Annotated in this window: 10 protein-coding genes; 4 read left to right on the forward strand and 6 right to left on the reverse strand. The window is 52.8% G+C overall.

The window, feature by feature from the left end; genetic code table 11:
• Positions 1-9 precede the first annotated feature (9 nt).
• Entirely contained in the window at positions 10-900 is an 891-nt protein-coding gene (gene malG, locus HV041_RS18695) for a maltose ABC transporter permease MalG (RefSeq protein WP_016155340.1), read from the forward strand.
• 334 nt (positions 901-1,234) lie between these two features.
• On the forward strand, positions 1,235-2,710 hold the full coding sequence (xylE, locus tag HV041_RS18700; RefSeq protein WP_048213939.1) for a D-xylose transporter XylE: 1,476 nt from the start codon (positions 1,235-1,237) through the stop codon (positions 2,708-2,710).
• Positions 2,711-2,751: 41 nt separating this feature from the next.
• Here xylE and psiE read toward each other — a convergent pair whose 3' ends face one another.
• From psiE to pgi, 6 genes are all read right to left on the reverse strand, one after another.
• The gene (gene psiE / locus HV041_RS18705; RefSeq protein ID WP_048213940.1) at positions 2,752-3,162 is read right to left on the reverse strand and encodes a phosphate-starvation-inducible protein PsiE; all 411 of its coding nucleotides are present in this window, start codon (positions 3,160-3,162) and stop codon (positions 2,752-2,754) included.
• A gap of 145 nt (positions 3,163-3,307) precedes the next feature.
• Complete coding sequence (locus HV041_RS18710) at positions 3,308-5,404, reverse strand: YjbH domain-containing protein (RefSeq protein WP_121585324.1); 2,097 nt, start codon at positions 5,402-5,404, stop codon at positions 3,308-3,310.
• Positions 5,404-6,141, reverse strand: a complete 738-nt coding sequence (locus tag HV041_RS18715) for a capsule biosynthesis GfcC family protein (RefSeq protein ID WP_121585323.1) — start codon at positions 6,139-6,141, stop codon at positions 5,404-5,406. The genes HV041_RS18710 and HV041_RS18715 overlap by 1 nt, the downstream gene beginning before the upstream one ends.
• On the reverse strand, positions 6,138-6,776 hold the full coding sequence (locus tag HV041_RS18720) for a YjbF family lipoprotein (protein ID WP_202617555.1): 639 nt from the start codon (positions 6,774-6,776) through the stop codon (positions 6,138-6,140). Before HV041_RS18720 ends, HV041_RS18715 begins: the two co-directional genes overlap by 4 nt.
• 63 nt (positions 6,777-6,839) lie before the next feature.
• Positions 6,840-7,082 carry an exopolysaccharide production protein YjbE gene (gene yjbE, locus HV041_RS18725; protein ID WP_040229828.1) on the reverse strand — a complete coding sequence of 81 codons (243 nt, stop codon included), beginning with the start codon at positions 7,080-7,082 and terminating at the stop codon, positions 6,840-6,842.
• Positions 7,083-7,552: 470 nt separating this feature from the next.
• The gene (gene pgi, locus HV041_RS18730; RefSeq protein WP_101742882.1) at positions 7,553-9,199 is read right to left on the reverse strand and encodes a glucose-6-phosphate isomerase; all 1,647 of its coding nucleotides are present in this window, start codon (positions 9,197-9,199) and stop codon (positions 7,553-7,555) included.
• A 305-nt stretch (positions 9,200-9,504) separates the two neighbouring features.
• Between pgi and lysC the strand changes: the two genes are divergently transcribed.
• Positions 9,505-10,854 (forward strand): lysine-sensitive aspartokinase 3, encoded by a 1,350-nt coding sequence (gene lysC, locus HV041_RS18735; protein WP_003031667.1) that lies wholly within the window; start codon positions 9,505-9,507, stop codon positions 10,852-10,854.
• A 92-nt stretch (positions 10,855-10,946) separates the two neighbouring features.
• Positions 10,947-11,885: a ketopantoate/pantoate/pantothenate transporter PanS gene (panS, locus tag HV041_RS18740; protein ID WP_115644073.1), complete on the forward strand. Its 939-nt coding sequence runs from the start codon at positions 10,947-10,949 to the stop codon at positions 11,883-11,885.
• Positions 11,886-11,964 lie beyond the last annotated feature (79 nt).

An 11,964-nucleotide genomic window follows, 5' to 3' on the forward strand; every position in this document is an offset into this window, starting at 1 on the left:
GCACGGAATATGGCTATGGTCCAACCCAAATCTCAGAAGCTACGTTTATTGACCACGCACCTTCTGCTACTGATTTTCATCGCGGCGATCATGTTCCCGCTGCTGATGGTCATTGCTATTTCGCTGCGCGAAGGTAACTTCGCCACCGGTAGCCTGATCCCGGAAAACATCTCCTGGGAACACTGGAAACTGGCGTTGGGCTTTAGCGTTGAGCACGCAGATGGCCGTGTGACGCCGCCGCCGTTCCCGGTACTGCTGTGGCTGTGGAACTCAGTGAAGGTGGCCACCATTACCGCGATTGGTATCGTGACGCTTTCCACCACCTGTGCTTACGCCTTTGCCCGTATGCGTTTCCCGGGTAAAGCAACCCTGCTGAAAGGGATGCTGATTTTCCAGATGTTCCCGGCAGTACTGTCTCTGGTCGCCCTGTACGCGTTGTTTGACCGCCTGGGCCAGTACATTCCGTTTATCGGCCTGAATACGCACGGCGGCGTGATCTTCGCCTATCTTGGCGGTATTGCACTGCATGTATGGACGATTAAGGGTTATTTCGAAACCATCGACGGTTCGCTGGAAGAAGCGGCCGCGCTGGATGGCGCAACGCCGTGGCAGGCATTCCGCCTGGTGCTGCTACCGCTTTCCGTTCCGATTCTGGCGGTGGTATTTATTCTGTCGTTCATTGCCGCTATTACCGAAGTCCCGGTCGCGTCACTGCTGCTGCGTGATGTGAACAGCTATACCCTCGCGGTAGGTATGCAGCAGTACCTCAATCCACAGAACTATTTGTGGGGCGACTTTGCCGCCGCAGCTGTACTTTCCGCCATTCCGATCACGCTGGTATTCCTGCTGGCGCAGCGCTGGCTGGTCAACGGCCTGACCGCGGGTGGTGTGAAAGGTTAAGTTTCATCAAAGTAGTTGTGTTACCCCGCCCGGCAACGGGCAATGCCACTGCAACCCTCAACTTATGTTATCCCAACCTGTGACTGTTATTCGGCGCTCTACGGAGCGCCCTTTTTTTATGTTATTTTGCATTACCGTTATGATTATTTCCTTTCGTGCTCTCCATCACTGCAATTCTATTTTTCGTCTGGAAATAAACTAATTAAACGGAATTAAGATCACAGAAAAGACAAAACGTAATTGCAATGTAAAAAATGATAATTGTCTTCCCTGCCTGTTAAATTCACCATCACAGCACTGATCAAAAGAGCTGTACCCTCTAAGGCAGGTCTGAATGAACACTCAATATAATTCCAGTTATATTTTTTCGATTACATTAGTCGCAACTTTAGGAGGACTATTATTCGGTTACGACACTGCGGTCATATCCGGAACGGTAGAATCCTTAAATACCGTATTTGTCGCTCCACAACACTTAAGTGAATCCGCCGCCAACTCATTGTTGGGTTTTTGCGTCGCCAGTGCGTTGATTGGCTGCATCATCGGCGGTGCGCTGGGCGGGTATTGTAGTAACCGCTTTGGTCGCCGGGATTCGCTGAAAATCGCTGCGCTGTTATTTTTTATTTCCGGCATCGGATCCGCATGGCCAGAATTAGGTTTCACCACCATTAACCCCGATAATGCTGTGCCTGTTTATTTAGCAGGATACGTCCCCGAATTCGTTATTTATCGCATCATCGGTGGTATTGGCGTAGGTTTAGCCTCAATGCTCTCACCTATGTATATTGCTGAGTTGGCTCCGGCACATATTCGTGGGAAATTGGTTTCCTTTAACCAATTCGCGATTATTTTTGGCCAGTTACTGGTGTATTGCGTTAACTATTTTATTGCCCGTTCAGGCGACGCCAACTGGCTGAATACCGATGGCTGGCGATATATGTTTGCCTCCGAAAGTATCCCCGCCCTGCTGTTTTTACTGCTGCTGTATACCGTACCAGAAAGCCCACGTTGGCTGATGGCGCGTGGCAGACACGAACAAGCAGAAGGTATTCTGCGCAAGATTATGGGTAGCACTCTCGCCACTCAGGCCATGCAGGAGATTAATCAGTCACTCGAGCATGGGCGCAAAACCGGTGGTCGCCTGTTGATGTTTGGTGCGGGCGTGATCGTTATCGGCGTGATGTTATCCATCTTCCAGCAGTTTGTCGGTATTAACGTCGTGCTGTACTACGCACCGGAAGTCTTCAAAACGCTTGGGGCCAGCACCGATGTGGCGTTATTGCAGACCATTATTGTCGGCGTAATCAACCTGAGCTTCACCGTGCTGGCTATCATGACTGTGGACAAATTTGGTCGCAAACCGCTGCAGATCATTGGCGCACTCGGCATGGCAATTGGGATGTTCAGCCTCGGCACTGCATTTTATACGCAGGCTTCCGGCCTGGTGGCGCTGCTGTCGATGCTATTTTATGTCGCGGCATTCGCCATGTCCTGGGGACCGGTTTGTTGGGTGTTGCTGGCAGAAATCTTCCCGAATGCGATTCGCGGTAAAGCGCTCGCCATTGCAGTTGCGGCCCAGTGGCTGGCGAACTACTTCGTCTCCTGGACCTTCCCAATGATGGACAAAAACTCCTGGCTGGTTTCCCATTTCCACAACGGTTTCTCCTACTGGATCTACGGTTGTATGGGCATCCTGGCGGCGCTGTTCATGTGGAAGTTCGTGCCGGAAACCAAAGGCAAAACACTGGAAGAACTTGAAGAACTGTGGGAACCCACAGCAGAGAAAGCCAAGCCCGTCTCTGCACAATAAGCCTGACATGCAACACGCCGCCCCAACGGCGTGTTGTTTTTTTACTCTCGCTTCAACCGCTTCGAGTTGCACAGCCACAGGGTGATCACCAGCAGCAGGATCGCCGCGGAATAGGTAAGCACATCCATAGGTGCTTTATGATCGACAATGATCAACCGCACAATCGCGGTGATCCCGATATAGATAAAATAGCGCAGCGGAAAGTGAAACCCTGACTGAAAGTACTTCACAATCAGTGCGATAAATTCAAAATACAGAAAGTAAACCACCAGTCCTTCCACCAGCTCATATTTGCTGGTTTGTTCCGGCGCGAACAGCACATCTGCCAGATGCAGCGTTTCTTTCCCGAGGAATACGACCAGGATCAGGCCCAGACTCAGCAGCCCCAGATTCAGCACGGTCTGCAAGATGGTGGAGATAAACTCCACGCGGGGACGAGATAGCGACGTCATAACAGCACCTCTTACTCAGTGGCGAGGTTCCTGTATAACGCAAAAATGTGACAGAGATCTACATTTTTTGTTTATATTTTGTTCGCATGACGGTTCTTGCCGGATACCCGGTAAGCGTAGCGCCACCGGGCGATCAACATTCACATCACCGGAAATTCTCACTCCTGTCACTGGTCATATCGTACAGACCAAACTTACGCCCAAGCTGCTGACCGCCATCACGCGTTAACGGTGTCCAGCCTATCGCCGCGCGACTGCGGGTTGGACCTGACGAGAACAGATCCAGCGGCACTGAAACGTACACCCCTTTGGTGAAATCACCCTCGCCGTACTCATCCGGCGAGGCATTAGTGATAGTCGCATAACCGCCAACAACCACGCCGCTATCGAAGCGTTTCGCAATTTCCAGCGTGCCGCCCTTATCCCCCGCCAGATATTGCCCCACGCTGGCTTTCACCAGCACATCCTGAGCAAACGAAGGATTCCAGTAAGCCGTCAAATGCCCGGTCTTCACGCTGTAGTCGGTGAATTTCATCATGTCCTGTGCGCTACGCCAGTCACGCTGTTTCACGTAGTTGGCGTCAATGCCAAACGCCCAGTTGCTGTCCAATGGACGGTACAATACTTCCGCGCCCGCCCCGCCATACATGGTCTCCAGATAGCCGCCGTAAACCTGTCCGTAAAACCCGTTCCCGAGTGACTGGAAGTAATTGGCCTGCAGGTTATTCACGTAGACGTCGTTCTGTACATACTCACGCACATGGGTACGCACGCGCGGTAAATGCGAATCCTGCGGCGGGTTGGTGTAGTTAAACTTGTCATAGTTATTGGCGAGGTTGGCGAACAAACTCCCGGTGGTCAGCAGATGATCGGTAACCCACCAATCTGCCGTGCCCATCACGCCCAACTGATACATATAGAAATTTTCCGGGCCGCCTACCGACTGGTTAAGCACCGGATCGATGTGGAAATCGAAGCGCGACTTATCGATATACCAGCCCTGCTCGGTCGTTTTCGGCACTACGGGCTCAACGCGTTTTTGCGCCAGTTGAGTCTCATGGCCCAACGGCTCGCCTTCCAGATGGCGCTTCAGGCTGGAAACATCCGTTTCGGTCGTCACCTGCGGCAAGTTAAGGCGATTTTCCGTAATACGGATCGTGCGGATCCCGTCGGGAAGATCGTTCATCACGATCCGGTTCGCGCGTTCGATCCCTTCGCGCGAATCACGGTATTTCACCTGTTCGCCGGTCACATACAGCGTATCGCCCTGCACCTGAATGTTAGGATCCGCCAGCCCGGCATTATATTTCAGCAGCGTTAGCTGATTCGCCACCACCGAATGTTGCAGGATGGCATCCTGCGGCTGTGGCTGATATTTCGGGCGGGCGTTGTCGTTATAGCGTGGTCGCAGATCGTTAAAGTTAGTCCGCAACGTGACCCCAAACATAAAGGTATTGCCGCGCTCATAGCTGAGGTTAACGTCGGCCCAATCGGTGACGCGATAAATAGCGCCGACGTTAAACTTGCTCTTCTGATCCAGCTTGCCCGCGAAATCCTGCTGGTAATTATTACCCTCATACTCCAGTTTCAGACGCAGCGGCTGCCAGGGTGTCTGATATTCCACGCCGCCAAACAGCGACGCCGGGCCGTGGAACATCTGGCTGCCGTCAATGGAACCCGCCTGCTTGTAACTGTTATCGCGATGACAGAATTTATCGCTGTATGAGCAAAACGGATTGCTGACGTTGCCGCTGGTCCCGAGGTATCCCCAGCCAAGACCGAGTGAGAAATCAAACGGTCCCCAGGCTTTGTTCGCCACAATATACTCCGCATCGAACAGGCCCGTTCCGCCAATATCTCGCGCGCCAACTGCCACCTGCGGCATCCAGTAGCTCTCTTCCCACAGACGTAGTTTGAGATCAAAAGCTTTATCCTTGTAAGTCTGATCGCCAGAAAACGACTCCACGCTACTGTATTGTTTGGTACGCACATCGGTATAGCGCAGGGTGGTTTCCAGCCACGGGAAGAGCTGCACCGACGCAGAGTAATAGCGGTACTGATCGTTATCGCGATAGTTAAGGCTCATTTCGCCCTCACGCGCCATGCGTGCGGTTGGGGTTTGCAGCAGCCCCACGCCGCCAAAATCAGACTGGGAAGGACCAATCGGCGCAGGATACGTTTCACCGTGACAGGCCGCGCTGATCCCCAGCGCCAACAGGCTGAGCAGATAAGTTTTTCTCATTATTCGGGTATCCGCTGGGTCAGGGTGCGAAGAATGTCGGCATTGATTTCATCCGGGGTGCTGCTCCAGACAGAGTCCGACAGCCCGACAAAAATGATGCTGCCGGGCATCGGCTCAATGTGACGTTTGTTCCAGTAGGCGACCGGCACTTTTTGTATGCGTCCGTTGGGATAGACAACCCAGGCGTAGCTACGATCCGCGCCGCTGAGCCGATGCTGCCCATCGAGATAGCTGGCAACATCACGTCCGGGTATAAACGGCTGTTTACCCGGGTGGCTTAGCAAACCCAACAGCGTGATATCCGTGGGCTGCGGCCCAACCCACAGCGTGTAATTGCCCTGCAGCGGCGGGTTGCCTCGCTCGCTGACGCGTACAACATCCGGGTCGAGATTAATCGTCTGTCTGCCGGTCACCTTCAGCGCCTGAATTTGCTGGCGTAACGCGTTGATAGCCGCGGCATCATCACCGCTTTCTCCAGCACTCAACGTCGCCAGACGATCCAATAATGCCTGCTGCTGACGTTGCGCCTCAGCCGTTGCCCGCTCTTCGCCAATCACCGCGCCTGGCCACCAGCTATTCGCCAGCTTCGGTTGACCCACCAGATCGACCAAATGCTCCGCGCCGGTCAGCGTTTTTGCTTCGGTGCTGCCTGTCGTGATCACTTTTACACTGCCCGCAGCAAAAACAGATGCCGCACACAGGCTGAAGGTCAGTGCGGTAATCATTCGTTTCATCATGATTTTGCCGCCTTAATCAGCGTAGTTTTCACCGGGAAGAAACCTGCGCCAAGATACTGTTCTGACTGGCGAATCATGCCGTCACTGTCTACCCAGTAGCGGTTATGCCAGCGCGTTTGATCGGTGGTGACGTCTTCATCGAGGATGCGTACCGGCGTTTCATCTCTGCCGACCTTGATGGTGTCAGCGCCATCCCATGTGAAAACCGAGCGGGCGGTGGCATAGCGTACCTTCTGATGCTCGGTCCAGCCCATCGTACGGGACCACGTTGCGCCATCGACTATCTGATTGGGCTTACTGAGCGGGTCGGCAGCCAGATTATTCACCTCGATGAGGTTGTCTCCGTCGAGCTGTGTTTTCACCAGTCGCCCATGTTGCGTCACGAGAATGGCCCGATCCTGAGTCACCCATTTCTGCTGTCCGTTTTCCGCAAACGCGAGTACCACAAACAGCTGGGGACCGCCGTTGAGCTGCATATACTGGCTGGCGTAAGGCATATTTTGGATTTCATCATCCGTCATCTGTACGCCGGGAGTCCCAAATACGCTATCCCACAGCGAATGCCCCAAACCTTCGGTGGTGGCTGAGCACGCCTGTAGTAACAGACAAACCATTATGAGCGCGGGTCGCTTCACGACGTTTCTCCAGAGAGGCAAAATAACCACACCGAAGTGTGGTTAGAATTAAACGTACCGGTATTACTGGGTACTGGTGGTTGTCGTGGTGGTGGTTCCGGTATTAGAACCATCGCCGCCACCGGTTGCCGCCAGGGCAACCCCCACCGCGGAACTTACGGTGCTCACGCTGGTCGCGGAGGAACTTCCCGCCGAAACCGACGCAGCAGCCGACCCTGCAGCCTCACCCACCTGAACGGGGGCGGCATAGACAGACGTCGCCGCAAGCGCAGATATAGCCCAAAGGCCATACACAACTTTTTTCATCACAAATTCCCTTCATTGCATGAATGGAGATTTACCCAAAAGAATTTCGGGCGAGATCGAGTATACACAAGCCAAAGTGTTCAAATTACGCCACAGGGGAATTTAGGATAATTAGATAGCGAGAGAGAAAACGATTAACAATAAATAATAAAAACAATTAAATTCAAAGAGTTAAGATATAATAGTGAAAACACAGCATCCGGTAAATCTTAAAACATCAGAAACAGGAGAACGTTGAACATATTATTTTAGGATTAAGCTCAATTAAATTTTTAGGTAATAAGGTGGAGAAGTGGAATTATCTTATAAAAAAAGCTGATAATAATATCAGCTTCTATCACAGGTAATCTGCAAATTCATTCGAATTGCAGCAAGGCGGCAAGATCGTTAATCCCCGGGAGCATAGATAGCTATGTGACCGGGGTTAACGAACGCAGCCAACACCGCTGCGGTTCGAAGGAAGAAGCAGATTAGCGCCAGGACTTATAACGGTTAATCAACCCATTAGTAGAAACATCATGGGAAGAAACAGTTTTATCATCGTTCAGCTCTGGCAGAATGCGATTCGCCAGCTGTTTGCCCAGCTCAACGCCCCACTGGTCAAAGGTGAAGATGTTCAGGATCGCGCCCTGAGTGAAGATTTTGTGCTCGTACAGCGCAATCAACGCACCCAGGCTGAACGGCGTGATTTCGCGCAGCAGGATGGAGTTCGTTGGACGGTTACCTTCGAACACTTTGAACGGCACAACGTGCTCAAGCGTAGCCGGATCTTTACCCTGGTCGCGATATTCCTGCTCAACCACTTCACGAGATTTACCAAAAGCCAGCGCTTCGGTTTGCGCGAAGAAGTTAGACAGCAGTTTCGGATGGTGATCCGACAGCGGGTTGTGGGTGATTGCCGGCGCGATGAAATCGCACGGAACCATTTTGGTGCCCTGGTGAATCAGCTGGTAGAACGCATGCTGGCCGTTAGTGCCCGGCTCACCCCAGATGATTGGGCCAGTCTGGTAATCCACTGCGTTGCCGTTACGGTCAACGTATTTACCGTTGGATTCCATGTTGCCCTGCTGGAAGTAGGCCGCGAAACGGTGCATATACTGGTCATACGGCAGAATCGCTTCGGTTTCAGCACCGAAGAAGTTGTTGTACCAGATACCGATCAGCGCCAGCAGCACCGGCAGGTTTTTCTCAGCCGGGGTGGTGGAGAAGTGTTTGTCCATCGCATGCGCGCCGGAGAGCAGCTCAACAAAGTTGTCGAAGCCTACGGACAGGATGATGGACAGACCAATGGCAGACCACAGGGAGTAACGACCGCCAACCCAGTCCCAGAACTCGAACATATTGGCAGTATCAATACCGAACTCGCCAACCGCTTTACTGTTAGTGGAGAGCGCTGCGAAGTGTTTGGCTACGTGCTTGTTGTCGCCAGCGGTCGCCAGGAACCAGTCGCGCGCGCTGTGGGCGTTGGTCATGGTTTCCTGGGTGGTGAAAGTTTTGGAAGCGACCAGGAACAGCGTGGTTTCCGGATTCACTTTTTTCAGCACTTCGGCGATGTGCGTACCATCGACGTTAGACACAAAGTGCATGTTCAGGTGATTTTTGTACGGACGCAGCGCTTCGGTCACCATGAACGGGCCGAGGTCAGAGCCGCCGATACCAATGTTCACGACATCAGTAATGGCTTTGCCGGTATAGCCTTTCCAGCTTCCGGAGATGATCGCTTCAGAGAAAGATTTCATCTTCTCCAGTACCGCATTCACTTCCGGCATCACATCTTTGCCGTCAACGATGATAGGCGTATTGCTACGGTTGCGCAGCGCCACGTGCAGCACGGCACGGTCTTCAGTACGGTTGATTTTCTCACCGGAGAACATGGACTTGATGGCACCGGCCAAATCGGTTTCTTTCGCCAGATCCTGCAGTTTAGCCAGCGTCTCTTCAGTGATGCGGTTTTTGGAGAAATCCACCAGCATCAGATCGTCAAACGTCGCGGAAAACTTCGTGAAACGATCGCTATCTTTCGCGAACAGATCCGCGATAGTAACGTCTTTCATTTCTTCAAAGTGTTTTTGTAGTGCCTGCCAGGCTGAGGTCTGCGTTGGATTGATGTTTTTCATTAGCAATACTCTTCTGATTTTGAGAATTGTGACTGAGATCGATTGTAACGCCAGTCACAGAAAAGTGTGATTGTTTTAATGCCATTGCCAGGGCATCCGCCAAACGTGGCTAAAAAGTATAGCGGTTATCAGCGTTGTTATTAGTACCGTTACTCAACACAGTTGCAGCATGAAAAATCCGCATAATCCCAGCGTTGACAGTGCAAGCTACACATTTTATTTATAAATACGGTATTTGCATTTGCGCCTGCACCAGTTTCCTTTGTGCCATGGTCGCTCTATTCATTCCCTGACACGAGGTAGTTATGACTGATGTAGTTGTCTCCAAGTTTGGTGGTACCAGCGTGGCGGATTTTGATGCCATGAATCGCAGCGCTGATGTCGTGCTTTCTGATGCTAACGTCCGTGTGGTGGTACTTTCCGCTTCTGCGGGAATCACCAACCTGCTGGTCGCACTGGCTGAAGGGCTGGAGCCAACCGCGCGCTTCGAAAAACTCGATGCCATTCGTCAAATTCAGTTCAATATTCTGGAACGCCTGCGTTATCCAAACGTGATCCGTGAAGAGATCGAACGTCTGCTGGAAAACATCACCACACTGGCAGAAGCGGCGTCACTGGCGACCTCAACCGCGCTGACCGACGAACTGGTCAGCCACGGTGAACTGATGTCTACCCTGCTGTTCGTCGAGATCCTGCGTGAACGCAACGTGCAGGCGCAGTGGTTTGACGTGCGTAAAGTGATGCGCACTAACGATCGTTTTGGTCGTGCAGAACCCGACGTCACGGCGCTGGCTGAACTGGCGACGCTCCAGTTGGCCCCGCGTCTAAGCGAAGGTCTGGTGATTACTCAGGGCTTTATCGGCAGTGAAGGCAAGGGCCGCACCACCACGCTGGGACGCGGCGGCAGCGATTATACCGCCGCCTTACTTGCAGAAGCCCTGCACGCAACGCGCGTTGATATCTGGACCGACGTTCCCGGCATCTACACTACCGATCCGCGCGTGGTTCCGGCTGCGCAGCGTATTGATGAAATTGCCTTTGAAGAGGCCGCGGAAATGGCGACCTTTGGCGCGAAAGTTCTGCACCCGGCAACCCTGTTGCCAGCCGTACGTAGCGATATTCCGGTGTTTGTGGGCTCCAGTAAGGATCCAAAAGCAGGCGGTACGCTGGTCTGCAATAAAACCGCGAATCCACCGCTGTTCCGTGCGCTGGCGCTACGCCGTAAGCAGACGCTGCTGACACTGCATAGCCTGAATATGCTGCACTCTCGCGGCTTTTTGGCGGAAGTGTTCGGCATCCTGGCACGTCACAATATCTCGGTCGATTTAATTACCACATCCGAAGTCAGCGTGGCGCTGACGCTGGATACCACTGGTTCAACGTCCACCGGCGATACACTGTTAACACAGTCTCTGCTGATGGAACTGTCTGCCCTGTGTCGGGTTGAAGTGGAAGAAGGCCTGGCGCTGGTGGCGTTGATTGGCAATGACCTGTCCAAAGCCTGTGGCGTGGGTAAAGAGGTGTTCGGCGTACTGGAGCCGTTCAATATTCGGATGATTTGCTACGGCGCGTCCAGCCACAACCTGTGCTTCCTGGTACCTGGTACTGAAGCCGAGCAGGTTGTACAGAAGCTGCACCATAATTTGTTTGAATAATATTCCATCACGCGATAAACAATAACTATAGCCGGGCTCGAACCCGGCTTTTTTATAACAACACAACATCTTTAAATCGCAAGGAATACAATATGCTCGCTACTCTCACGCGGCTGTTCCCGTTATGGGCGCTGCTGCTCTCTGTTATTGCGTATTACACGCCCTCCACCTTTACGCCTGTCGGGCCATTAGTGCCGTCGTTACTGATGCTGATTATGTTCGGCATGGGCGTGCACCTGAAGGTGGATGATTTTAAACGCGTACTCTCACGCCCAGCCCCGGTCGCGGCGGGTATTTTCCTGCACTATCTGGTGATGCCGCTCGCCGCATGGATTTTGGCGCTGGCTTTTAATATGCCGCCGGAATTGTCCGCAGGTATGGTACTGGTCGGTAGCGTGGCCAGCGGAACGGCATCTAACGTAATGATCTACCTGGCGAAAGGCGATGTGGCGCTCTCCGTGACGATTTCATCGGTTTCAACGCTGGTCGGTGTTGTCGCCACGCCGCTGCTCACCCGTCTTTACGTCGACGCGCATATCCAGGTAGATGTGATGGGGATGCTGCTAAGTATTCTGCAGATCGTAGTCATTCCGATTGCTTTGGGCCTGGTCATTCATCATCTGTTCCCACGCGTCGTAAAAACCGTAGAACCGTATCTGCCTGCGTTTTCTATGGTGTGCATTCTGGCGATTATCAGCGCTGTTGTGGCAGGTTCTGCATCGCACATTGCGTCGGTCGGCTTTGTGGTGATTATCGCCGTTATTCTGCATAACACCATTGGCCTGCTTGGCGGCTACTGGGGCGGGAAACTGTTCGGCTTTGATGAATCCACCTGCCGCACACTGGCGATTGAAGTCGGCATGCAGAACTCCGGCCTCGCCGCTGCGCTGGGCAAAATCTACTTCGGTCCGCTCGCCGCCCTGCCCGGCGCGCTGTTCTCCGTCTGGCATAACCTTTCTGGTTCGCTGCTTGCGGGGTACTGGTCCGGTAAGGCGATTGAAGAGAAACCACACGCAGTAAAACAACACTAATCTTCATAAATGGAGGAGGCATCCTCCATTTCTCCCTACCTGCATTTGAACTCCATCACAAAACAACAAACATCCACAC

This window comes from Citrobacter sp. RHBSTW-00029 (genome assembly GCF_014104295.1).
In the GTDB taxonomy this organism is placed as follows: Bacteria; Pseudomonadota; Gammaproteobacteria; order Enterobacterales; family Enterobacteriaceae; genus Citrobacter; species Citrobacter youngae.

Bases quoted from the DNA above. Each gene is read 5' to 3' on its own strand.
- pgi (WP_101742882.1), bottom strand. From the start codon at position 9,199: ATGAAAAACATCAATCCAACGCAGACCTCAGCCTGGCAGGCACTACAA.
- malG (WP_016155340.1), top strand. From the start codon at position 10: ATGGCTATGGTCCAACCCAAATCTCAGAAGCTACGTTTATTGACCACG.
- HV041_RS18710 (WP_121585324.1), bottom strand. From the start codon at position 5,404: ATGAGAAAAACTTATCTGCTCAGCCTGTTGGCGCTGGGGATCAGCGCG.
- panS (WP_115644073.1), top strand. From the start codon at position 10,947: ATGCTCGCTACTCTCACGCGGCTGTTCCCGTTATGGGCGCTGCTGCTC.
- lysC (WP_003031667.1), top strand. From the start codon at position 9,505: ATGACTGATGTAGTTGTCTCCAAGTTTGGTGGTACCAGCGTGGCGGAT.
- yjbE (WP_040229828.1), bottom strand. From the start codon at position 7,082: ATGAAAAAAGTTGTGTATGGCCTTTGGGCTATATCTGCGCTTGCGGCG.
- xylE (WP_048213939.1), top strand. From the start codon at position 1,235: ATGAACACTCAATATAATTCCAGTTATATTTTTTCGATTACATTAGTC.
- psiE (WP_048213940.1), bottom strand. From the start codon at position 3,162: ATGACGTCGCTATCTCGTCCCCGCGTGGAGTTTATCTCCACCATCTTG.
- HV041_RS18715 (WP_121585323.1), bottom strand. From the start codon at position 6,141: ATGATGAAACGAATGATTACCGCACTGACCTTCAGCCTGTGTGCGGCA.